This is a genomic window from Klebsiella sp. B345, from assembly GCF_051131735.1.
GTDB lineage: Bacteria > Pseudomonadota > Gammaproteobacteria > Enterobacterales > Enterobacteriaceae > Klebsiella.
This window is the reverse complement of the sequence record NZ_CP180444.1, coordinates 1-23,616: the sequence shown is the minus strand read 5'-3', so window position 1 is coordinate 23,616 and position 23,616 is coordinate 1. Positions and strand designations below refer to the sequence as shown.

General features: G+C 51.0%; 22 protein-coding genes and 5 pseudogenes. 23 read left to right on the top strand and 4 right to left on the bottom strand.

Annotated elements, in window-relative coordinates:
- The first annotated feature begins 37 nt into the window (after positions 1-37).
- The 11 genes from traX (at position 38) to ACMYSO_RS25065 (ending at position 11,220) form a co-directional block, all read left to right on the top strand.
- Positions 38-763 (top strand): type-F conjugative transfer system pilin acetylase TraX, encoded by a 726-nt coding sequence (gene traX, locus ACMYSO_RS25115; protein ID WP_434670900.1) that lies wholly within the window; start codon positions 38-40, stop codon positions 761-763.
- A 156-nt stretch (positions 764-919) separates the two neighbouring features.
- Complete coding sequence (locus tag ACMYSO_RS25110; RefSeq protein WP_434670899.1) at positions 920-1,513, top strand: fertility inhibition protein FinO; 594 nt, start codon at positions 920-922, stop codon at positions 1,511-1,513.
- Positions 1,514-1,631: 118 nt separating this feature from the next.
- Positions 1,632-2,420 (top strand): DsbA family protein, encoded by a 789-nt coding sequence (locus tag ACMYSO_RS25105; protein ID WP_434670898.1) that lies wholly within the window; start codon positions 1,632-1,634, stop codon positions 2,418-2,420.
- Positions 2,421-2,423: 3 nt separating this feature from the next.
- Positions 2,424-2,960: a phospholipase D family protein gene (locus ACMYSO_RS25100; protein ID WP_434670897.1), complete on the top strand. Its 537-nt coding sequence runs from the start codon at positions 2,424-2,426 to the stop codon at positions 2,958-2,960.
- A gap of 199 nt (positions 2,961-3,159) precedes the next feature.
- Positions 3,160-4,020, top strand: coding sequence for a plasmid replication initiator RepA (gene repA / locus ACMYSO_RS25095; protein ID WP_434670896.1), 861 nt, complete (start codon positions 3,160-3,162; stop codon positions 4,018-4,020).
- 162 nt (positions 4,021-4,182) lie between these two features.
- A complete protein-coding gene (locus ACMYSO_RS25090) occupies positions 4,183-4,503 on the top strand; it encodes a helix-turn-helix transcriptional regulator (RefSeq protein ID WP_047722710.1) in 321 nt (106 codons plus the stop codon).
- Positions 4,493-5,758 carry a type II toxin-antitoxin system HipA family toxin gene (locus tag ACMYSO_RS25085; protein ID WP_434671035.1) on the top strand — a complete coding sequence of 422 codons (1,266 nt, stop codon included), beginning with the start codon at positions 4,493-4,495 and terminating at the stop codon, positions 5,756-5,758. Before ACMYSO_RS25090 ends, ACMYSO_RS25085 begins: the two co-directional genes overlap by 11 nt.
- Before the next feature lie 894 nt (positions 5,759-6,652).
- The gene (locus ACMYSO_RS25080) at positions 6,653-7,804 is read left to right on the top strand and encodes a tail fiber domain-containing protein (RefSeq protein ID WP_434670895.1); all 1,152 of its coding nucleotides are present in this window, start codon (positions 6,653-6,655) and stop codon (positions 7,802-7,804) included.
- 106 nt (positions 7,805-7,910) lie between these two features.
- Positions 7,911-10,307, top strand: coding sequence for a colicin-like bacteriocin tRNase domain-containing protein (locus ACMYSO_RS25075; protein ID WP_434670894.1), 2,397 nt, complete (start codon positions 7,911-7,913; stop codon positions 10,305-10,307).
- Entirely contained in the window at positions 10,307-10,564 is a 258-nt protein-coding gene (locus ACMYSO_RS25070) for an immunity protein (protein WP_434670893.1), read from the top strand. Before ACMYSO_RS25075 ends, ACMYSO_RS25070 begins: the two co-directional genes overlap by 1 nt.
- Before the next feature lie 170 nt (positions 10,565-10,734).
- Positions 10,735-11,220 carry a hypothetical protein gene (locus ACMYSO_RS25065; RefSeq protein ID WP_434670892.1) on the top strand — a complete coding sequence of 162 codons (486 nt, stop codon included), beginning with the start codon at positions 10,735-10,737 and terminating at the stop codon, positions 11,218-11,220.
- Between the two features lie 226 nt (positions 11,221-11,446).
- Here the strand turns inward: ACMYSO_RS25065 and tolA are convergent, their stop codons facing one another.
- Complete coding sequence (gene tolA, locus ACMYSO_RS25060; RefSeq protein WP_434671034.1) at positions 11,447-11,881, bottom strand: cell envelope integrity protein TolA; 435 nt, start codon at positions 11,879-11,881, stop codon at positions 11,447-11,449.
- A gap of 73 nt (positions 11,882-11,954) precedes the next feature.
- Positions 11,955-12,005, bottom strand: a complete 51-nt coding sequence (locus ACMYSO_RS25055) for a hypothetical protein (protein WP_434671033.1) — start codon at positions 12,003-12,005, stop codon at positions 11,955-11,957.
- Between the two features lie 299 nt (positions 12,006-12,304).
- Between ACMYSO_RS25055 and ACMYSO_RS25050 the strand changes: the two are divergent.
- From ACMYSO_RS25050 to ACMYSO_RS25030, 5 genes and pseudogenes are all read left to right on the top strand, one after another.
- Positions 12,305-12,571, top strand: a pseudogene (locus ACMYSO_RS25050) (tail fiber domain-containing protein); the annotation flags it as partial.
- Positions 12,568-13,512 carry a hypothetical protein gene (locus tag ACMYSO_RS25045; protein ID WP_434670891.1) on the top strand — a complete coding sequence of 315 codons (945 nt, stop codon included), beginning with the start codon at positions 12,568-12,570 and terminating at the stop codon, positions 13,510-13,512. The pseudogene ACMYSO_RS25050 and the gene ACMYSO_RS25045, both read left to right, overlap by 4 nt.
- A pseudogene (locus ACMYSO_RS25040) lies at positions 13,512-14,404 on the top strand (S-type pyocin domain-containing protein); the annotation flags it as partial. The gene ACMYSO_RS25045 and the pseudogene ACMYSO_RS25040, both read left to right, overlap by 1 nt.
- A gap of 12 nt (positions 14,405-14,416) precedes the next feature.
- The gene (locus ACMYSO_RS25035) at positions 14,417-14,668 is read left to right on the top strand and encodes a colicin E3-like toxin immunity protein (RefSeq protein ID WP_434670890.1); all 252 of its coding nucleotides are present in this window, start codon (positions 14,417-14,419) and stop codon (positions 14,666-14,668) included.
- Between the two features lie 328 nt (positions 14,669-14,996).
- Positions 14,997-15,896, top strand: a complete 900-nt coding sequence (locus ACMYSO_RS25030; protein WP_434670889.1) for a DUF6685 family protein — start codon at positions 14,997-14,999, stop codon at positions 15,894-15,896.
- A 71-nt stretch (positions 15,897-15,967) separates the two neighbouring features.
- On the opposite strand, the pseudogene hha reads toward ACMYSO_RS25030, so the two are convergent.
- Together hha and ACMYSO_RS25020 are read right to left on the bottom strand one after the other, a co-directional pair.
- Positions 15,968-16,167: pseudogene (gene hha, locus ACMYSO_RS25025) on the bottom strand (hemolysin expression modulator Hha).
- A gap of 110 nt (positions 16,168-16,277) precedes the next feature.
- A complete protein-coding gene (locus tag ACMYSO_RS25020) occupies positions 16,278-16,817 on the bottom strand; it encodes a hypothetical protein (protein WP_434670888.1) in 540 nt (179 codons plus the stop codon).
- Between the two features lie 188 nt (positions 16,818-17,005).
- On the opposite strand from ACMYSO_RS25020, the pseudogene ACMYSO_RS25015 reads away from it, so the two are divergent.
- The 7 genes and pseudogenes from ACMYSO_RS25015 to ACMYSO_RS24985 form a co-directional block, all read left to right on the top strand.
- Positions 17,006-17,730: pseudogene (locus ACMYSO_RS25015) on the top strand (HlyD family secretion protein); the annotation flags it as partial.
- Positions 17,725-19,820: pseudogene (locus tag ACMYSO_RS25010) on the top strand (peptidase domain-containing ABC transporter); the annotation flags it as partial. The pseudogenes ACMYSO_RS25015 and ACMYSO_RS25010, both read left to right, overlap by 6 nt.
- Positions 19,817-20,374, top strand: coding sequence for a thioredoxin fold domain-containing protein (locus ACMYSO_RS25005; RefSeq protein ID WP_434670887.1), 558 nt, complete (start codon positions 19,817-19,819; stop codon positions 20,372-20,374). The pseudogene ACMYSO_RS25010 and the gene ACMYSO_RS25005, both read left to right, overlap by 4 nt.
- Positions 20,375-21,382: 1,008 nt before the next feature.
- A complete protein-coding gene (locus ACMYSO_RS25000) occupies positions 21,383-21,724 on the top strand; it encodes a hypothetical protein (protein ID WP_434670886.1) in 342 nt (113 codons plus the stop codon).
- Positions 21,725-21,831: 107 nt separating this feature from the next.
- Positions 21,832-22,044: a hypothetical protein gene (locus ACMYSO_RS24995; protein WP_434670885.1), complete on the top strand. Its 213-nt coding sequence runs from the start codon at positions 21,832-21,834 to the stop codon at positions 22,042-22,044.
- A 121-nt stretch (positions 22,045-22,165) separates the two neighbouring features.
- Positions 22,166-22,444, top strand: coding sequence for a DUF1778 domain-containing protein (locus tag ACMYSO_RS24990; RefSeq protein ID WP_004902250.1), 279 nt, complete (start codon positions 22,166-22,168; stop codon positions 22,442-22,444).
- Positions 22,435-22,917: a GNAT family N-acetyltransferase gene (locus ACMYSO_RS24985; RefSeq protein ID WP_434670884.1), complete on the top strand. Its 483-nt coding sequence runs from the start codon at positions 22,435-22,437 to the stop codon at positions 22,915-22,917. Before ACMYSO_RS24990 ends, ACMYSO_RS24985 begins: the two co-directional genes overlap by 10 nt.
- Positions 22,918-23,616: the final 699 nt, after the last annotated feature.

The following is a 23,616-nucleotide window of genomic DNA, read 5'->3' as shown; positions in this document are numbered from 1 at the left end:
GGCACCCTGCCGGGGCGCTGATAAAAGGAAAAGGAAGATGACAACATATGAAACCCGCCTCAACGCTGTCGATCGCTGGCTGCAGGGGCTGCTGACCTGGACGCCAGGACAGACGGATATCATCAAGACCGTCGCGCTGGTTCTGATGGTCATCGACCATACCGGCCTGCTGCTGGCCGGGAATAATGAGGTGATGCGTCTGCTGGGGAGGGGCTGTTTTCCGCTGTTCGGGCTGGTCTGGGGAATGAATCTGGCCCGACACACTGAAATCCGCCAGTCTCAGCTGAACCAGCTCTGGTGCTGGGCGTTGATCGCCCAGGGCTCCTTTATTCTCATCGGATACCCGTGGTACATGGGGAATATCCTGTTTAGCTTTGCGGTCACCGGTCAGGCTCTGCGCTGGTTCAGTCTGCAGACCCGCAATGATATTCTGCTGGCGATCGCCATTGTCGTGGCCTGGCTCCCTCTGTCTGCCGACAGCTACGGTCTGGCAGGGGTCTTTATGCTGATCAACAGCTGGCGACTGTGTCGGGCGAAAGAGCCGGTAGAGCGAATCGGGTATGGCGTGCTGTGGGCCGTCATGGTGTTGCTGATGAATGCCCATGATATTACCCAGGCCATCGCCGGCCTGATGGTCGCCTTGCTGGCCCTGGCGGTCTGTTCTGACATCGGTCGTTCTGTTCGGCGCTTCTGGCCGCGGCATTTCTTCGTGATGTTCTATGCCGTACATCTGGCGGTGCTGGGGATTGTTGTCTCAATGTAAAAAAAAACCGGACAGAGATCCGGGGAGCAGAAATAGTGCCCGCAATTGTGACAAAGGGAACATCATCGCCGTGTCCACAGTTTCCTGAGATGAAACGATGATGCCGTTAGCGTATCGTATACCCCAGACCTGAAGCTTTAATTGATATGGCCCCTTATGAGTGAAGAAAAACGTCCGGTACTGAGCCTGAAACGAAAACCCGCGGCAGACAGTGCTGCCCCCAACAGTGATACGGCCACTCCTGGTGTGGTACGCCGAAAAAAGGTCGTGGTGGTGTCGGCGCCGCCCGCCTGGAAGGTCAAGAAAGAAAAGCTTGACCGTGCGAAACAGGCCGCGGAAGCCGCCGCGCGTCAGGCTGAGCCCGTACCGGTCAAAGCAACAAAGGCTCCCCCTCCGGTGCGTTATCTCCGGCTGCTGCCGCCAGAGCAGGCGATCATGACCCTGAAGGCGTTCTGGCCACAGCTGTTCGATGGCAACTCGCCACGTCTGCTGGCCACGGGAATGCGTGAACAGTTGTTTGCCGATATTGCGGCGCGCGACCTGCCGCTGTCGCATAAACAGGTGATCAAGTGCCTGAAAAGCCTGACCCGGTCTGCAGGTTATCTGTCCCGGATGCGGGAAGGTGCCTCCCGCTATGACCTGCAGGGGAATGTGGTCGCTACCGTCACTTCTGAGGAAGTGCGCTACGCCAGTGAACGCATGATGAAAGAGCTGCTACGCGCTGAACGAAAGATGAGCCAGACCGTTTAATTATTTCCAAATCTCTTTATTTAATCTGTATTACTTCTTTAGCTCTGCCAGTGTCAATGAATACGCTGGCGGAGTGATACTGTCTGCCCGTCACATATTGTTATTTAAAAGGATATTTATGAATCTTAAAACTTCTTTAATAGCTTCGGCTGTTTCCATGATATTAATTCATAATTCTTTGTCATATGCCAGCGAAATAACGCCTGTATTTACTCCTGAGCAGGAAAGCCGGATTGGCGAAATTGCCGCAGACTATATGCGTGCACATCCGGAAATTATTATCCAGATGAGTGAGACGTTACAGCAGGAGCAGCAGGAAAAACAAACCCGGGGATTAATACCGGTCGCACTGGCACAACAGGCCCGGATAGTGGCGGATAAAGGTATTCCTTCCTGGGGCGCTGCAGACAGCGCCGTCATGGTGGTTGAGTTCTTTGATTACCAGTGTATCTGGTGTAGCCGGCTAGCGCCGGAACTGGAAAAGGTCATGAAAGCGAACAAAAACGTACGCTACTACTTTATGGAATGGCCGGTGTTCGGCAACCGCTGGCCAGAATCTCTGCTGGCTGCGAAAACCGGACTCCAGGTCTGGAAAGAAAAGGGGAGCGATGCTTACCTCAAATATCACAATGGCATTTATGATTCCGGGCTGAATGAAGGAAACCTGACAAAGGATGTCATCGAAAAACATGCTGAGAATATGAAATTCAATAAATATACAATTAATGAAATCAATGCCACATTAGCAGATGTCAATGATATTGCCACTACCATCGGATTAACGGGTACGCCGGGTGTTATTATCATGCCGGTTAAGGGGGCTTCCGAAAATAACACCACGATATTCGCCGGGATGACAGAGGCAGAAACTATTCAGCGGGCAATAAATAAGGCGCAGGGAAAATAAGAAATGAGACGGACAACTCTGTCGGGTCTTCTGGTGGTCTGCTTATTTTTTTCTGGCGAAACGATGGCCCAGCCAACCGTGCAGGCTGGCTTTTCTCCTGAAGGTTCCGCGCTGCAACTGGTACTGAACACGATTAATACCGCTGAGGAAAGCATCCGTCTGCTGGGTTACAGCTTTACGTCGCCGGAAGTTACCCGGGCACTGATAACAGCAAAGCAGCGGGGCGTCGATGTCAAAGTGGTTGTCGACTGGAAAGCGAACAGCGCAAAAGGCAGTGCTGGCCCAGCGGCGATGAATCTGCTGGTCAACGCCGGCATTCCGGTGCGCACAGTCAGCAAGTTCAGCATTATGCATGACAAGGTCATCATCACTGATGGCCGTAATGTGGAAACTGGGTCATTCAACTTTTCCCGCGCTGCGGCGCGCAGTAACTCAGAAAACGCGCTGGTTATCCGGGATTACCCGGTGCTGGCGGATACCTACCTGCAGCACTGGCAGTCCAGATGGGAGACGGGGACTAACTGGGTGTATGCATACTGATTTTTCATTGCCGCAGATTTCAACTAATTGAGAAGACATTTAAAAACCCCGCTTACCACTTTTCTACCAGGAAAAATAAGCGGGGTTGGATGCTGTTGCTTATGAACACAACGTACGGAGATTACCCCCATGGAAAAGGTATTACAAGAATATCGGTTGATTTTTGAGCATGATATATCTGGCAAGGGAGATGTAGTCAATGGATAAGGTTTCCTGCTCTAACTATATGCAAGTACATAACCCTTATCCGGTGTTTACTGTACCTTGTAAGAAGGGAACGCAAACACCTAAACGTACACTGCCGTTTAACAAGAAACTGATGTCAAAAGTTGTGGGTTTTACGGATACATTTATCTTCTCTGTGCTTGTGGCTGATACACGAGCTAACGGCTACAGGAAACGGCGACCGCCAGCACTCAGATGCCGCGCTATAGACGCACTAATACAGGGATTGTGCTTCCATTATGATCCCCTTGCCAATCGGGTAAATGTCACTATGACCACACTGGCCTCTGAATGTGGACTTGCTACTGAATCGAAACAGGGCAATTTATCAATCTGTCGGGCTACACGGGCCTTACGCTACCTGGCAGAGGAGCTTGGGCTGATAACTTATCGTACGGAGTATGATTCAGATGCAGGTTGTTATTTGCCGACGGATATTACATTCCTGCCACGCTTGTTTGAGGTTCTTGATGTTTCGCCTGAATCGATTGATGCCGCACGCAGAAGCCGGGCTGAATATCTTAATCTGCGGAGACTTTCAGAAGGGCGGAGCAGACTATGCCTCAGCGAGTTAATCACTTTTGCCTGGGGGGAATTCCGTGCCCGGTTTAAAGCGTACAGACTAATGCGCAAAGCTTATGGAGAGAAACGGTGCAGAGCCAGAAAAGAAGCTCAACTGACCTTCCGGGAGATATCCGAACGCGTGAGGAAGGAGCTTACGCTGGAGATTGCAAAAGGGCTGTTTATTGCTGATTTATCCCGGATACGCGATGAAATTAAGAAAAGAGTAAAAGAGAGGATGATTCTTTCACGTAGTCTATGTACACGGATATAGAACCAACTGTTTTTTTCGGCACCTCATGGCCACTAAGGTCTCCATGACCAAACGACTGTTATTGCCTTGCCATTACCTCGCTCAGGTTTGCGCTCACCGCTCCTCATGTTATAATTCCATAATATTGTGTGTTAACCGTATTTTTCAGAGATAGTTCACGTTATGCTGGATTTATCGTTTGCAAAGCCTGACGAGATGGTTTCTCTCTTGTGCGACCGACTGCGCAAAGAACGAATCAATCAGCAGATGACCCAGTCAGAACTGGCCAAAAGGGCGGGCATTGGGGTGAATACGTTGTCAAATCTGGAGTCGGGTAAAAATACTGGTTTTGAGAATATTATCCGTGTAGCCATGGTCCTGGGACGAACTGCCGAACTGGAAGGACTGTTCAAACCCAGACTTGAAAGCCTCGAAGATCTACGCCGCTATGAGTCCACCTTAACCCGAAAACGCATCAGAAGTAAGGGAGGCCATAATGAATAGCATTGAGGTTTTTTATGAAGGCTGGGGAGAACGCTGGCTCTGGGGTACCCTGGTCAGTACGACTGCGTTGACGGGACGACCAGTTATTGTTTTTGAATACAGTCCTGCCGCCCGTGAGAAAGGACTGGAACTGGCACGTTATACGCTGCCGCTTTCTGGTCCTAGTCTCCGGAGAGAGTTTCCACAGCACCAACTGGGGCTCCCTGGACCTGTCTATGATTCACTACCTGACGGGTGGGGAATGTTACTTATGGACAGACTGTTCCGTAAACGCGGACTGAGCAGCGCAAGAATTGGTCCTCTTGAACGTCTCACGTACATCGGCAGCAATGCCATGGGCGCGATGTCATATATGCCGGCATCACCGGACGTCTTATCTGTCCAGGACAATATCCCGATTAGTCAGTTGGCAGCAGAGGTCCAGGAAGTTCTGAAGGGGGAAGGGGGCGAGTTTCTCAACCGACTCCTGCTTATGGGGGGATCACCCCAGGGAGCGAGGCCAAAAGCCCTTCTATACCGGCACTCCGGGACCGGTGAGTTTACAACAGTACCTGCTCTGGGGCATGAACCATGGCTAATAAAATTTCCGGCAAGGCAGGAACATCCTGAAGTTTGTGCCGTAGAAATGATTTACGCACAGTGTCTGAGAGAGTGCGGGATTGACACTCCTGAGACGGAATATTTTGAATTGCCTGGCGAGCAGGCTGCGTTTGCAACCAGGAGATTTGACAGAGAACGGGGAATGAAAGTCCCTATGCAAAGTCTTGCTGCTTTTACTGGTGCAAATTATCAGGTTCCGGGTTCAATGGACTATGCTAGTTTTCTTCGGGCGACACAGCTTTGTACAAATGATGTCCGTGAAAAAAAACGCGCATTCGAACGAGTTGTATTTAACGTCATATTTAATAACAGAGATGATCATCCCAAAAACTTTGCCTACCTGATGTCAGCAAACGGGAACTGGTCGCTTGCACCTGCCTTTGACATTACATTCTGTGACGGTCCTGGTGGATACCACCAGATGGATGTCATGGGAGAAGCACTTACTATAGAACATAAGCATCTGATGGCTTTGGGGATCCGGGAAGCTGAGCTGGACGAAAAACAGGTGAATGAAGTTATCGACCGGATAGCCAGTGTGGCAACGACATTTTCGGAGAAATGTCATGAGCTCCTTCCAGGAAAGGTTACCAGGGATACCATGAGCTATATCCAGACTCGCATTAATGAAAACATTAGCAGTATCAAATCCTGAACTGTTACTACATCCATGGTAAACGGCGAGGGCTTCCTGCATCTCGGGCCACCGCCGTCTTCAGTCATGTCACAGAACAGCATCGATGGCTGTCCACATTCAATTCTCTTTGCGGAATGACATATCCACTCTTAACTGCAAGAGACCAGACTGGCTAACTGACAACCGGGGCCTGTCCAGGCTGCAAGTATTCTTTTAAAAACCCTTTAACTGCATTCTTTTAAACTAAGTACCTGTTCATGGTCCGTTATGAGGACAACTATTAGTTACAACACTCATATAGTAGTTTTCATTCCTGACCCTGAAAGCCCGCTGCCTTTTCTCAACCCCGAGCCCCTCTCTGGCCACAATCCAATACCGAGCACAGCTGCAACCACAGACCCCATCCCACCACTGAAAAGCGCCGCCGCCCCCGGCCGAAGGCCGGGGAAAGACATCGCTTTTAATAGTGGGTGTTGTAACTATTAGTTAGTTATCTCTGTAAGTAGTACTGCGGTGAATTCAGGGGTACACGCTCGTAAGCGCCTGAACGGCGCTAACGCGGAGATACAGCCCGTCTTCGGGTAAACCCTCGACGAGCTCACTCCGACCGCGTACAGAGGCTCCTGAAGCGGTATTCGCGGGTATAGCTTATCAGGGCAGGGTGGAGGATTGGCAGAACCTATCAAAAGGCAGCCGGCTACGCCGGGCTCCGGCGGACTGACTTCTGTATTTTCTTTCAATTTTGTGCGCCGCCTTCTGTGCCGCTGAGCGGCACACCCCGACTGGCAAATGCGAATGAGTTTCATCTGTTGACAGCCCAACAGGGCGGGAGTAATGTAACTCAAATACTGTGTATTTATACAGCATTAATGAAGTTTATCTCACCTATCCAGCTAAAAAAAGGACCTCACAATGGCTGAACAGAAGACAAATGCCCTGGTACTGAATGGCGTCAACGATGACATCACTGAACTCAAATCCCTGAGCAAACTACGCAAGCGACTTGTCAGCGATGAGGAAATCGTGTCAAAAGCGGCAAACGGATTCCGGCTTGCTAACGGCAATACCGGCGTCATTCTCCGTAACGATGGACGCGATTTTTACGCTCTGACCACGGGCAATGGTCAGGCTCAGGACGGAGGGTGGAACACGCTTCGACCGTTTTCATTCAGTCTGTCCACAGGTCGCGTCTCCCTGCGCAACGGTGTCGATATTTCAGGCGGGGCAGTGGTCTCGCATAACGCCGGCATCAGTACATCAACCACAGGCCCCTTTCCACTCATTTCAGGTCAGATTTATAATGCCGCGTCTGTCTTCACCGATTTCACGACAGGAAATGTCACGACAAGAATGCTGATGGGGTCAAGGATTATTCCCGGGAAGGAGGAATGCGGCCTCATTTCATACCGTGACCAGGGCGGAAACTGGAACGAACTGCAGTTGAAGCCCAGTGCCGAGCTGACGGTTGGCCAGATTAAAAAACGTAATCCCGATGGCTGGTTCTGGGCGGAGGGAAACAAAAATAACAGCAGTACTGAACGGGTGACTAACGGGGTGCATCTGCAGGGCGCCGGCGACCTGTTTGCCAACGTCTACCACTATGAACGTATCGGACAAAACCATTTCATGGGGGTCCATGTCGGCAATGGTGGTGCTAATGGCTGGTACGAATTTCGCCAGGATGGTAACGCGTTTGCCAATGGCGGCTGGCACAGCAGCTCTGATGCCCGCATGAAAACGGATATCGAAAAAATCGGCAATGCGCTGGACAAACTCGACAGCATCGGGGGCTACACCTACCTCAAACAGGGCGTGCCGGAAGCGGGCGTAATTGCCCAGGAAGTGGAGAAAGTGCTGCCACAGTCCGTTACTCAGACCACGCTGACGCTCAATGACGGCAGCATGCTTGACGATGCACGAGCCGTTAACATCAACGGCGTGGTGGCCCTGCTGGTTGAAGCGCTCAAGGAAACAAGTCAGACACTCCGGAAAGAGCAGGAGGCCAGAGAATCGCTGGAACTGCGCCTGGCTGAACTTGAAAAGACTGCCGGTCTTGCGAAATAGCACCAGAAATCTGAAATGAAGGAGGATGTACAGACTCCGTTGCGGCCTGTACATCACAGTCTGGTTATCAGCCATCTCCTGCAAAGGAAGATGACAGGGAGTTTTTATGAGCGACAGTAATTTTAATGAGTACGACTATAACCACGGCATCCCTCCCCGGAACGGGCTGGTGTGGGAGCCTTCTGATGCCGAGGGGCCCGGGCGCTGGAGCTGGGAAACGACAGGTGTCGATACGCCCCCGGGACAGGGAACTAATCACCCGGGCATGATAGTCTGGCCAAAACGTCCTGATGATATTAAGCAATGGTATGACCCTAAGGGCTATCAGGGCGGTGTACTGGGCTTTGGCTGGTCAGACTACAGTCTGAACGGGGTAGCTAACGCACAGTACACCGTTGTGCAAAGTTTCCCGCTCCGCGTGACTCTTAACCGGGAAGTTGAGCTGGGCGAACCACCCGGCTGGACGGTCTATCTCTATGAAGGCACAACAGAAAATGATGTGACGGCTGCGGCCAGGAATGCGCTTGAGCAGGGACTGGCGTCCGGTCTTCCGGACCCGTTGCGAGCCGGCGTGGTACCCTTTGCCCGTCTGACACCTGACCCATCTAATCCTGAGAAAGTCACCCGGATAATGACGGTATTGCCACTCAATGTTGTCAGCGATGTGCCGGCGGCTTCCCTGCCGGCCATGCCGGGGACGGTGAATGTACAACGCAGCGTGTCAGATATCGTACAGAATGGTACGCAATATCTGGTGATGAATGGTGGAAAACCCTTTTCAGTTCCCGTCGTGGATGCCGCCCCGGTGAAAGACCAGACACCGCAGACTAACCGAAATGTTCCCGATGTCTGGCAGGCTGTCGTGGCTCCGGGTCTGCCGCCAATGATGTTTGCCACGGACCGGTTACACAACACTCGCCTCCTTCCCCGGCCATACGCTCCGGATACAAGTGGAATGCAGGCAGAAACCGGTAAATATGGTCCGACTGGCTATACCTCCGCAGTAAATAACGGAGATGTAATAATTCGTTTTCCGGCAGGTAGCGGGGCCAGTCCGGTATATGTTTCTACTGTTAAAGTACTTGACCAGGAGGCGCTGAATCAGCGGCAACTGGCAGAGAATACGCTCAGGAATCAGGCTGAAACGAGAGCGAAAGAAGATGCTGCCAGGCGGGAAGAAGAAGCCCGCAGAGCCGAAGCGGCGCGACAGGCAGAAGCCATCCGTCGGGAAAATTATGCGAAGGCGGGCATTCAGGATACGCCGGTTTACACGCCGGAAATGGTGAAATCTGCTAATGCCCTGCTGGCGGCGCCGGCGGCGATGATGCTGAACCGGGCCCCTGCCGGGATACAGTTGTCCGCTGTCGGTGAGGGGGTTATCACGGCGGTCGGCGAGTGGGCGGGCTCCATAGCAGGTGCGTTGTGGCGGGGAGCCGTGGCGGTGGCCGAAGCCGCTACAGCCAGTACCGCAGGGGCGACTGTTGGTGCCTTTGTGGTCGGGTTTATGCCATTGCCGGCCGGACACAGTAGTGACAGCGAGGTTCCCGGGCGTGATATCAGTATGATGGCCGCTCAGGCCCGGCTGTTCACGGCCGGGAAGGTCAGTATCGAGCCAGGCACGAACAGCGTCAACCTGCCGGTACGTGGCTTCATCTCCACGGACAGCGACGGGCGACAGTCCGTGAACTTCGTGAAGACCGGCGCCGGCGGGGTGTCTGCCACAGTACCGGTTCTGAGCGCCGTGCGTGACAAGGCTACCGGCCTGGATAAAGTCACGGTGCCGGCGGTGGCTGGGGCCCCGTCGCGGACGATTCTGGTGAATCCGGTACCGGTCGGTCCAACGGCCCCGTCCCATACAGGGAGCAATACGCCGGCGCCGGTGACGCCAGTACATACCGGTACGGAGGTAAAACAGGCTGACAGCATCGTCACCACCACGTTCCCGGCCGCGGACATGCCACCACTGCAGGACTTCATCTACTGGCAGCCCGATGCGACCGGGACGGGCGTGGAGCCCATCTATGTTATTCTGAACAGTCCTTATGGTGAAACTAACGCAAAGGGTAAATACAGTGGACGCCCTTATCATACCGACAGAGCTGGCGGTCCCATTCAGAATCTGGACTGGAAAACGGCTGTTATTGACCGTGCGGGTGTGGATAAAGTGAAACTGCATACCGGACGTTTTGAGTCAACACCGGAAAATAAGGTGATGATCGATCGTCTGGAGAAAATCCTGAAGGGTGAGTTACAAGTAACAGACACTGACAAGCGTTTTTATACCCACGAAATCAGGGAACTTGAGCGTTATCGTAACCTGGGCATAAAAGATGGCGAGATTCCTAAAAGTGTTCTGGAGCAAAAATCTGTATGGAATAATACGCATACAGCGACTCTTGAGGATTACAAAATTAACGAAAAAGAGCAGGCTCTTTATACTGATGAGGCTCTACAAGCCGCATATGAACAGGAATTAAAAGAGGCTCTTGGAGGAAATAAATAATGTCCCTGAAAGATATTGTCAAAAACGAAAGTATAGCGGATGTATTAACTTTTCTTGGGCCAACATCCGACTACCGTAAGCTGGATCGATTGTATACTTATAATAACTTTGAGGCTATCGCCAGTGGTGAGCTTTCGTCAGTGTACGATAAATTGTTTCGAACTGGCGTGCTTCAGGATCAGGATGGTAAAGTCGTGAAAGGGCCTAACTGGAAAGAACCCAAATTCGTGACTGAAAAAAAATATGGCATTAAATAATTTCTCCGTATGAAGTGGAGAGGAGCCGGCAGATTTCTGCTGGCTCTCTTTGTGTTAGCTGCTCTGTCGCAGGCACTGTTGCAAAATTCGTGACTAAATAACTGTTCCTAATAGTAGATCACTTCCGGAACTTACACCAAATTGAAGGTACCCCTCAATATTGAGATGATGTGAAAATTGCGAGACCTCCAGAGGGCTGGCGATGGGATTGGTCACAAGGAGTAAATGCGTTTCACCAAAAAGGATCTGGTGGTGAAGCCGGACATTGTAATGGGATCAGGGCTAATGAATCTACTCCAGGTGGAATAACTCATACCGCCCATCTTGATAGAATACAGGAATTCCATCTAACAAGATGGGTATATGGCCCTGGATGGCAAAATTGTTCTGTTGTAGGGCCTATTTATCAGATGGCCTCTACAACCACAACAAACCCCACTGAGTCAGGAGTTATATCTTGGACTGATGATGTTAAGTTGAATTTGCCAAAAGATACAGATTCACTTTCTCTTGAAATTACAACTTTTGACGGGCGAAAAAGAATGTTATCTGATAGTGGTGCGGATAAGTTTTTTGATGTGATTAGAGGAAAGAATGAAATATTAGGTGCAATGAGTCCCGTGAAGTACCGACAGCATCTTGGGATCACAACATAACAGTCCAGGAAAGCATCCGCAGCCCCGAGACGGACATCTCAATTTAGCTGCTTCCAAGTGATGCGCTTAATGCGTTTTGTGTTAAATATCAATAAGTTGAATAATCGCCGCAAGACTGGCAGCGGCATTGCGGTGTAGCCACAACAATTCCACATTTAAGGTGAAAAAACGGAATATGGGCAACCCACACCAAAGTATTTCATCAAAAACCACCTAATAATTCATTTTATAGCCTGAAATCAAGAGCGGCATTTTTGAACCTTTGGTATGTTTCGTTATCTGGTGCGGCTGGGATTTTTGCACGTGTAATCGCTGCAATAGCCGCTTTACACAATTTTTCATCACCATCATTTGCTGTCGCACCGTTCACTGAACCATCTGGCTGAAGAGAGATACGGATAGAGCAGGTTTTTCCTTTATACGCATCGGGTTCGTACATTTCAGCAAAAATGGCATTCCGTATTTGTGTTGCATATACGAGTATTTTTGAATGCTCTGGGGGAACTGTTGGAGACCGTAGGCCACCTAAAAGAGCATCGACTTCCGCTAATTTATCGTTGTCGGGCATAACCCTGACGTTTGTTTTTTGAGTATGGTTTGAACAGGCTGTTATAAGTAGCACAAGGGTGAGTATGGGCGCTGACAACACTCTTAAATACATGTTATAACTCCTGTTTTCATCTATAGGTAACCATCCGGGCGAGATCGCCCCTCTTTTTCCTGCGTCACCAATTTCAATACGCCTGGGGAACCTTGCCATACAATTTTCCCATTGTCAGCTCCACCAGGAAATGATCTAGGGGTCCGCCTGGAAAAGGGAAAACAACCTACGATAAGACTATTTTTTAACCAGGCAGCTATTGGCAATCCGTCGGATTGCGGGGCTACAACGTTTCTGTGTCCGAAACCGAGCGATTGCGTACACCATGTGGATACCGTGTACGAAAGTAAGCAAAACCTTTAACGGACAGCCAGAACGTTCCGTACATCCCTAACGGTCAGGGTTCGCGCTCAATGGAACGAAATCACCCGTTAAGCTCAAAATGCTTAACGTAGGATAATTTCCGAATTCCAAGCGGACCCCAGAATCAGCGGTTACACCTACCTCAAACAGGGGGTGCCGGAAGCCGGCGTGATTGCCCAGGAAGTGGAGACCGTACTGCCACAGTCTGTGACACAGACAACGCTGACGCTCAATGACGGCAGCATGCTTGACGATGCGCGTGCCGTTAACATCAACGGCGTGGTGGCCCTGCTGGTTGAAGCGTTGAAAGAAGAGCGGGAGTCGCGACAGGCTCTCGAACGTCGTCTGGATGAGCTGGAGCTCCGTATCGGACAGGAGACTAAATGATGGCGGATAATCAACCAGTTCCGCTCACTCCCGCGCCTCCCGGAATGGTTTCCCTCGGTGTTAACGCAGACGGTGAAGAGGAGATGACCGTTGTTGGCGGGGATGGTGGCACAGGCTTTTCCGGGGCGCAGACAAATATTGTGCCGGGCAGCGGCAGCGTGCAGGCCGACACGGGCAACAAAACGCTTTCCCGCCTTCAGGCAGAAAATTCAGCGGCTATTCACTCCACCGCTAAAAGGTCAACGGAACAACTGAAAAAATCACAGGCCGCACAGGCAGCGCAGGTCAGTGCTGCGATTGCGGCACAGCAGAAGGCAAAGGTATCACGGGATAATCTCACGCAGCGTCTGAAAGACATTGTCAATAATGCGCTTCAGAATAACAGCAAGGGACCGAGTGTCACTGACCTTGCTCATGCTAACAACGCCGAGATGGCGGCTGCAGCTGCCCGGCAAGGGGCAGCAAGAGCAGAGGAGGAGGCCAGAAAAAAAGCAGAAAAGGCAGAAAAGGAATATCAGGCCGCTCTGCGGACACAGGAAGAAGCGCAGCGACAGCAGGCAGAGGTCGACCGCAAACTGAAAGAAGCGCAGGAGCGTGAAGCGGCGGCAAAAGCCAAAGCCGATGCGGACAAAGCGGCGGCAGATAAAGCCGACGCTGAAGCCAGGGAACAGGCAGAAAAAGCAAGAAAGGCCCTGTATGCAAAGGCGGGTATACTGGACACCCCGGTTTACACACCGGAAATGGTGAAGGCGGCCACCACGCTGATGATGACTCCCGGTGTGGCGTTACTGAGCCGGGTTCCGGGTATGATACAGTTGTCCGCCGTGGCTGCTCAGCTCCATTCGACACTTCCCGGTACGATCAGTGCCGTGATGGCTGCAACCGCTGAATTCTCGCGGGCTGGATGTCCTCAGCCCTGTGGCGGGGTGTTGTGGGCGTAGCAGGAACAGCTACAGCGACTACCGTGGGTCCGATGGTGGCCGCTGCATCAACGCTGTTTTTTTCGCCTCGCGCAGGCGGTGGTAAAGACAGTCGGGTTCCCGGGCGTGATATTGCGGCGATGGCCAGCCAGGCCAGCCTGTACACTGCTGGCTTGAGGGGTATCGGGCCGGGAACGAAGACAGTTGAACTGCCAGTCCGCGGTTTTATCACCACGGATGAGGACGGAAATCAGTCTGTGGTACTGGTGAAAACCGGCGCAGGCGGTGTTTCCCCCACGGTTCCTGTCCTGAATGCCGTTCGCGATAAAGCACCGGCCTGGATAAAATCACGGTACCGGCCGTGGCTGGCGCTCCGTCACGGACCATTCTGGTGAACCCCGTACCGGTCGGTCCTGCTGCACCGTCCCATACCGGGAACAGTACGCCGGTTCCGGTGACGCCGGTACACACCGGGACAGAGGTGAAACAGGCGGACAGTATCGTCACCACCACGTTCCCGGCCGCAGACATGCCGCCACTGCAGGACTTTATCTACTGGCAGCCCGATGCGACCGGAAGCGGTGTTGAGCCGATCTATGTGATGCTGAGCAAGCCCCGCCAGGGAGTTAAAGAAAAGGGTCATGAGTATCATCCCGCACCTAGAGCCGAAGATATTAAAGGGTTAGGTGAGCTTATAGCTGTTGTTGGCAAGACGCCAAAACAAGGTGGGGCTGGAAGGCGTAATCGCTGGAAAGGCGATAAAGGTCGAAAAATCTACGAATGGGATTCTCAGCATGGTGAGATGGAAGGTTACCGTGCCAGTGATGGCTCTCATCTGGGGGCTTTTGATCCGAAAACGGGTCAGCAATTAAAACCCGCTGATCCTAAACGTAATATTAAAAAGTATTTGTAGGAGATTGGAAATATGGGCTTGAAATTACATACTCAATGGTTTGATAAAGTCAGTGAGGAAATTATCGGTGATGAATATTCAAAAGACCTCGGTGATAATGACACCCTTATTAATGAGACGATAAAACCGAATGATGAGAATGTTATAAATAATGGGGTTTTTGATTTGAGGATCGAATGGGTTCCAGCAATTCAGAAACATGTAAACCATAAAATAGATTTGAATAAATACCTCTATCAGATTTCATTTGATTACCTGGATTAATGGTAAATACCGAATAGTCCTATAGATATCCTTGATATGCTTTATTTTAGAAGCCAGTCCTGACGGGCTGGTTTTTTAGCTCCTATTTTAATGAGTATGAGGCTTTATGGGGTCTGAAGCCCAACAGTACGAAATCGTACGATAAGTTCGTTTTATGTTAAATATCAGCTAGTTATGTTAATTGCATAATGCCAAAAAATAAATTTCTCTAAAAGTAACTTTTAGAGTCTGGAGGCCCTTCGGCCTAAATTTTTCTGCGGTAGTCTGGTTGTGGTGGCCAGCAACAACTGTTGGTCCGTTGCAACTGAAGAGAACTGGGATCATTGATATGATGGATAACGAAATAAGCAGCTCACCGCCCCTGTGGCGTAAAATCCTCCAGGGCTTCCAGGATGGCTTGCTAAATTCGCTGGGATATCCGGCAACATTGCACCGTCGCTTAAAAAACGGGAGCTTGCCAGTAAGTCACCCGCAACTGCGGAACACGTTCTGGCTGCGTTCTGTGGTTTGTTGGCAAACCTGGCTCGAATACGAAAAACACTGTATTCGCTACCTGCGTCTCGGCCACGACGGTGATTTTAATTACCTCCAGCGCCATATTCCCCAGCTGGATGGTCTGATAAACAGTGAGACCTCAGAAAGTTTTTGTTGTGATATTACGGCCGTTGGGGGACTGAGTGCATCGAGTGATTGTGACCAGGAGCTCTCCAGCCTGGATGCGTTTGCGCAACAGTGTTGCCAGGAATTGGCAATTCCAGTGACCGGAGATCGGTTAAACCGTAATCTCAGCCACCACGGCTTACGGCTGTCAGAGATGGTATTCAGCCAGTTTACCTGGATGCCTGCCCGGCTTTACTGGAACAATGTCGACGGCGCCCACCATTTTGCAGCAGCCCGTTTCCTGGCAACACAGTTGAGTCAGCCGGTTTCTCTGACAGGCCAGTTGAACACCTATAGTATAAATCCGCAAAAAATACGGCAGCTGACGGCGCAGTGGGATTTGTTCCTGGTACCGGAGGGAATTGTCTATGGCGAATTTAAAGATGCTCTATTGCGGGTGAAATGCCCGTTTGGCGTATCCAATCCACCTCAGTGGGAAAATGGAGATGAGCGGCGTTTCCGGGTTATCTGGCTGGAACGGCACCAAACGACTCCGGCGCGCGTATCACGCCTGCTGGCGCAGGCAGGATTTCCCTCACTCAGCCAGCAGTTGAGTGAGTTGAAATAGTCCCGGGCACGGGCAAAAGTAACTTTTACCAGGATAAACACAGGGGCGAGGTCGTCGCCGCTGTGTTTAGTCTATTTCACAAATTTCCATACACCAGGGGGGTGTCATACCATTTCCCCATTATCAGCTCTACCAGGCGATGATCCACGGCAGCGTTAAAATGCTCAAGTTCAGAATCTGAAAGTAAATACTTATTTTTTTCAATAACCTTTTCCAGGGTTTCCCCTGAAGTACAGCGTCTCAATCGTAAAACCCATTCATTTTTGGTCATTTTTTCTCTGCAGGTTAAATTTACCAGCTATGAGCGAGAAGTGGACGCTGCCCTGCAACCATTCTCAAAAATACAGCCAGGGAAATGTAGGTGTAGCGGCTATGCAATAATCAATTATTATCCGGTATTGAATATTTCAACTCTATATCAGGCGCATCCGTTAAACTCCGCCCTGAGCGGGCCATTAAATACCCGGCAATCTCCTCGACACTAAGGTTAGCATGTAACATTTCAGGATTCTGGAACCAACTATCCGGCCAGAAGATTAGGTCAGATGGATTACCTGAAAAATTACATTCAAGTAATGAAAGTGCGAAGTTTTGTTCGGACTCCTTGCCCTCGCAGACACATATGAATGTTATTGTTTGAAGCAATTCTTCCCACGTAAAGTCAGGGTAAAATTTATCCAGATTAAAAGCCATCCTTGTAAATTCTCTGGCATTGGTCCAGGAGGAGAAGTCTCTGAAATCAGAAAATGTATAGGGGTGCACAACCTGGTTATTCCATTCGACCACCATAGCCGCCAGATCAGCATCGTCCTGTTCTGCACCTTCATCAATTTTGGAAAGTATCATTTCAGCTTTCTTTGCCAGTTCATTAATCTTTTTACTACTGACTTTGGTTGGTTTCATCCTTTCCGGCAGTGGCATTGTTTTAATCCTCGAGAATTCAGAGACATCTTTCTTGGTAATCTGATTGACATATTACTAAATAGCCCATTTCGAAGCACCTGGTATTCTGTTGAAACGTTATCTCAGCAGCCAGGGTCACCCCTAATTATCGTTAAATTGTCATAGTACGCCGACGTCTGCTCCTGGCACGGAGCGGACTGTAAGTATCCCAACAGACACTGGAACAGCACGATAACACGCAACAGCAGCAGGCAACCCGACAGCGCAGAGCAGCGCCTCACCGAGGCACAACGTCAGGCTGGTCTGACTACGGCCGTTATGAGCCGTTACCGCAAACTGATTGCCACCCATGATGTCTCCGATATTGAGTACCAGCAGAAGCAAATCGAGGTGTCTTCGGCACAGGAGAACGTTGAAAACCAGCGCCAGGCCCTTTTGCAGCTACATACGGCACTGGATACCGCGCAGGATGACCTGAAGCACCTCATCGTCCAGGGTAAAAGCCGGCAAACCGAACTGGACCGGCAACTGCAGGGTATCCGGCAGCAGCAGGTGGAGCTGGCAGGCCAGCAACGTTTCACACTGACCTCACCGGTCTCCGGTACCGTGGCCGCCGTCCTTATTCACCAGGGACAGTCAGTCAAGGCAGCCGAACCCGTTATGACTCTGGTACCTGATAACGCCCGACTGCAGGTTGAGCTCTATGCAACAAGTCAGAACGCCGGTTTTATTCAGCCAGGACAGCGGGTGGCGCTGCGTTTCGCCGTCTTTCCTTACCAGAAATTTGGCGTCCAGTACGGCACTATCAGTGAAATCAGCCGCACGACGCTAACCTCTTTCCGATTTGCTCTCCGTTTCTCCCATCACCAGGAAGGAGAATGAAGGTCACTATCGCGTCATTGTCGCCCCTGAGCATCATTTTATTCTGGCCTGCCTGGCGATGATGGCCTGCTGGCATGGTTTGCAGACTGATTTACCCGCTTTGCGCGAACGTTTTCGCATCAGTACGCAAGGGATGACCCTGCAGCGGCTGATGGAATGTGCTGCCGGGATGAAACTGACCACCCGGGCCGTCCGTCTGGATCCGGAATACCTGAAATCCCTGTCTCTTCCCTGCATTCTGCTCTGGAACATGAACCATTTCGTGGTACTGCACGAAGTGCGCAGTAACCGGCTGACCATACATGACCCAAGCCGCGGCAAGCTGATCCTCACTCTGCAGGAAGCAGGAAAGCATTTCACCGGCATAGCTCTGGAAACGACCCCCGCCAGTGATTTTGTGCCGCGCAATGAAAAGAAAAAAATCCGCCTGCGGGAGCTTACCGGGGCAACTCCTGGTCTGATGCCGGCCATGCTGCGCATCATCGTGTTTGCGCTGGCGCTGGAGATATCAGCCAGATGGTCATTGATGAGGTTCTGGTGGCCGCGGATAAAAGCCTGCTGACCGTCATCATCATTGCCTTATTGCTGTTGTCCCTGACCCAGATGCTGCTGTCCCTGGCCCGACAGTGGGCCAGTATTACCTTGTCTGTGAATTTCAACATGCAGTGGACTGCCCGGTTTTTTCACCACCTTATCCGTCTCCCGCTTGGCTGGTATGACGCCCGAAGTAAGGGCAGTATCAGCGCCCGGTTTGGCGCCGTCGATACCATTCAGCAGGCGCTGACCACCCTGGTGCTGGAAGGCATTCTGGATGTGCTTCTGGTCGTGACCACCCTGGGAATGATGCTGCTTTACAGCCCGCTGCTGACCCTGATTGCCGTGCTGGCCTCTGTTGTTTACGGACTGCTCTGGGCCCTCTGGTACCCGCATCTCCTGCAGGCAACCGAAGACGCCTGGGATGCCAGTGCCAGAGAATCCGGGCATTTTCTTGAAACCCTCAACGGAATACTGAGTCTGCGCATCAATGGCGTCACCGCACAGCGTGAAGCTACCTGGCTTAACCTCAATGTCAGCCGCCGGAATACCCAGTTACGCCAGAGCCGGCTCGGAATGTGTTATGGCATCGCCCATACCCTGACCGGCAGTCTGGTCTCGGCACTTGTGCTGTGGAAAGGCGCCGGAGAGGTGCTGAACGGCACCTTCACCGTCGGGATGCTCGTGGCATACCTGTCCTATCAGGGGCGTTTTTCGGACAGCATCAGCAGCCTGACGGATAAATTCTTTTCCTGGCGCATGCTCGATGTCTATAACGAACGTCTCGCTGACATTGTCCTGACTCCGAAGGAAGGTACTCAGCAGCCGAAGACCTCCGGGGCGCTGCAGGACAGGACATTCCCTGTGATACAACCGGCGCTCGCTGAAGAGGGGCAGCCTCCTCTGTCGCTGGAGCAGGTTGCCTTCAGCCACCAGGGCAGTAATGCTCCGCTCCTTAACGGGATTTCGCTGGTTCTCAACCCGGGTGAAGTGGTGGCCATCACCGGAAAATCCACCCTGGTCAATATCATTCTGGGTATCCATACCTCGGATGCCGGCACCGTCCGGGCGTTTGGCATTGCACATACTCACTAGGATTACGTCAGGGTGCACCAGCAGATTGGCACCGTACTGCAGGATGACCATCTGTTTCGGGGCTCAGTGGCGGACAACATCATCTTCTTTCATGATGAGCGCAGTCATGAACGGATGGTGCAGTGCGCCAGACTGGCCCTGATTGACCACGAGATTATGGCGATGCCGATGGGTTATCAGACACTGATTGGCGAAACCGGCGGCGGATTATCCGGAGGACAAAAGCAGCGCCTGTTGCTGGCCCGGGCGCTGTACAAAAAACCGGGTTTTCTGCTGCTCGATGAGGCGACCAGCCATCTGGATGTGGAAAGTGAAGTCATCATCAGCCAGACATTACGTCAACTTGGTATTCCGGTACTGCTTATCGCCCACCGCCCTCAGACGATCGCCTCTGCAGACAGAGTGTTTTATCTGGATACAGGGACGCTTTCAGAAAATACAGACCAGAACCACCCTGCGACAAAGACCACTATGTCTCTCAGCTCAGATAATCACAGGAATAAAACATGATCCTACGTAACCGTATTACTCTTTCTTTTTGTCTGCTCACAGCCCTGGCATTACCGGTTGGTGTGTACGCCTCGACACCGGAAGAGGACGTTCAGACGCTCATACAACAACTTCCAGCCCTCAAACCCATCACCTATCAGGCTTCAGATGAAAAATACCATATTGTGGTTTTTATCGAAAACCAGTGTGGATACTGTGCTGATGTTCTTAAAAACATTAAAAAATACACTGATGCCGTACTGACAATGTCTTTTCTGACGGCAGCCCCTAAAAGCATTCGGGACAGCGTAATTGAAGATATGTCCCGGGTCTGGTGTGCGCCAGACCCGGCCCGGAGTCTTCAGAACACCATGAAAGTTTTTCTGCCTGACAATGACAGTACTCCTAAATGCGTGCATCTGATTGAACAACAGTCGGCACTGTCAGATCGTCTGGGCATTCAGGCCACTCCCGTAATGGTTGTACTGAAGGCCCCTCCCACCGTCTTTTTAGGCAATGCTAAGCCAGAAAATATATTAAGAATGCAGTTAGGTTCAGGCGTAAAACAACAGTAAGGAACAGAAAATGAGAGACAATAGCGATGCCGACAGGGCTATCCGGGATAGCAGACGAAAGAGAACTGGCGCAGTACTGGTTTTTTCGTCGGCCCCGGCCATCCAGTTGGCCGGTTATGACGGATAAAAACCGATTTTGCTCCAAATAAGAAGCCTAAAAATTTTATATTTCAGAACGTTAGTCTCTTAACGTGGTTTTTCGCACAGTTGGTCCTCAGACCCCCATTACCGCAATCACTCCGACAGCAGTATCAGTCTACCGTCGAAGCCATGGTCAATAGCCCGATCATCCCGACGACTCTGCCAGTGGTAAACAGTTCTGTTCTGCATCAACAGTCCACATCCAGGTCGGACACTGATACGAAAAGCCTCCCGCAGAAAATACACCGTCTGAAGCTTCTGATCCGGCCTCAGAACTTTTGCTTCACCTGAGATTTAAACACATCGGTATCGCTGTCTTCTCTGCCTCTGTTGCTCATACAAACCTCCCTCAGTAAGAAATTTCGCCGTGACGGGGGACGGCGGGACCACCAGCGATGAATGTTAAAGGGGGGAGGTCAGGCTAAACAATCACTGAAAACGGGAGGGACGGACAACCACACAAAAACGTAAGACAACATGCCTCTTAGTCCTGCAAAGCCTTTGCCCCGGAGCGTCACGCTCTGCGTGAGTCACGACTGTGCACATTTTCGGCATATTCTTTTTTTCTTTTTTTTCATTTTTCTCTTTTTTTCACACGCGCGGCGAGGGGCGGGCCGGGCACGGTAAAGGTCCACAGACTTTGAGGTATGTTGTCTTACGCTTGCTATTTTATCGACTGATCGTCGTGCCGGCATTCAGAAATTATGGAGATGGCCATCTCCGTGTTTGCCCACCTTGTCGCATACAGTAGACACCTCCCCGGGATCAGGTGCCGGTACCCACCGGACTATTCTGCCCGGAGCTGCTGGTCGTTACGGCTCTGAACTGTTACCCTGGATAATGACTGCATATTGGGGGAGATAGGACATGGGCAAAGTCCAGGGGATTTTTGTTGGTCACCGAAAGTTTGCTGTAGACAGCGACTGGAAAAGACGGGAAGAAGAGCGACGGTATCAGCTGCGTTGCCAGAAATTTGATGCATGGTCAGAAAAATGGATCACCGTCTTCAGGCTTAAGAACTCCCGTCTGTGGACAGACGCCGCCATACGCCGCTGGCTTGGCGTGCCCCTGCAGCAGGGCAAATATAAGGTTTTCTCTGTCGAGGATGTCAGGATGGCGGAAACACGCCCGGACTTTCAGGCGTGGCGGCAGGCACGTATCGATAAAAAACGAACCATGGATAAATTTTCAGAGATCCCGTCTCTCTGAATGTGACTACCCGGCTTGTTCTCACGCTTCTCTCCTCACGTTGCGAACAGGCCAGATGTGCGAATGCCTTAACAGAATCGTCAACGACTGTGTCATGGAGAAAATATATGAGCATCGAAGCAAAGCAGTTTCTTACCAGTACCAGCAGAAGAGTGCTGACAGATGATGGCAGGCAGGGAATGGGAGCAGTTGCTGGTGTAGGCTCTTCTACCGAGAAAATGCAGGGCTACGTCGCTGCAGCTGTTTTTGAAAACTGCGGCCAACTGGACAACCAGCAGCTCGATGACATTATCCGCTGGATACAACTTTATAAGTCCTGAATGATGCATGATGATACAACGCGGCTCGTGTTTCTAACCGACGAAAGCATGCCAGATTTGTATAGCGTTTCTATATACAAAGGCTATAATCGTATATAAATCTGCTACACATGAGGTATCTATGAAACCAGACGTTCGTGAAGCTCCGATTAATATCCGGGCCAAAACATCACAGCGTGACCTGATCGACATGGCCGCAAGCCTGGTCTCAAAATCACGGACTGATTTTATGCTTGAGGTTGCCTGCAGGGAAGCACAGGACATTCTGCTTGATCAACGCCTGTTCCTCCTCAATGACAATCAGTTTGAGGCGTTTATTGAAGAGCTTGACGCCCCAATAACGCCGGAGCGCCAGGCGCGAATCGATAACCTGATGAACCGCAAATCACCATGGGAATGAGAGCGCCTGAATCCCTGACTACTGAACATAACATCGCTGAGTTCTGCTGCCAGGAACCTGCCCTTAATGAGTGGTTAAAGAAGAAGGCTCTCAGAAACCACAGTACCGGCATTTCTCGTGTCTATGTCGTCTGCGCAGAAAACACGAACCGAGTCATCGGTTATTATTGTTTATCTTCGGGTAGCGTCCACCGTAACACAGTGCCTGGGGCCTATAGACGCAACGCGCCTGATGTCATTCCAGTCATTGTCCTGGGACGGCTTGCCATCGACCAGGCCTGGTCCGGGAATGGGCTTGGTGCCGCACTTCTTAAGGATGCTATATACCGTACGCAAAACATTGCCTTTCAGGTCGGGGTGAGAGCACTGGCCGTGCATGCGCTGAATGAAGAAGTTAAATGTTTTTACACCCGTTTTGGCTTTGAGCCTTCCATAGTCAACACACTGACATTGTTATTCCCGATAAAAGTCTGAATGGTTTTCTGTGGTGAGTATGTACGTGAACGGCCAACAGTCTCTTACGATCGGGCGTTTCTGGTGCGACTCGGAGTCCACGGCGTGCTGTTGAGAAATGAGCCGTTGAAGTTATCGATGCATTTTCCTCTGCACTGCATGGAGTGGGACATTATCCACGTTATGGAAGAAATGGGCTTAGTGTCAGGCGAACCCCTGTCACTCTTAATCTGATTAACGTAGCCGTTCTATTTCTTTTTCCCAATATCGAATTTCGTTCTGCAATAGCTGGTATCTGTGCTTAAACTCACTGGATTCACTATTCTCATCGACTTTTTGGTAAAAACGTAGTTTCGTGTCCGAATCTAGTACATCCCACATCATGGAAAATTTCGCGCCCTCCGCCTGTGATTTACGTCTCTCAGCGAATCGCAGCTCTGATCTCTTTGTCGCATGCAGGTATTCGAACGCTAAACCGAATACCGCCAAAAACGTCGTAATTACGACAGTTACAGGGGCGTTCAGCTTGAAATAGCAGATGGAAACTGCATCAAAAATAATCACTAGTGCCGTGTACATAAGGGAAATGAGTAATGCATTAGACAATCTTCCCATGGGTTGACGCTTAACCTCTAAGTGAGCCAGATATTAATAGGGGAGTATGTACCCACTCTTGTGTTTACCATCCAACTAAACTTAGTCAGACGTGAACGACATAGC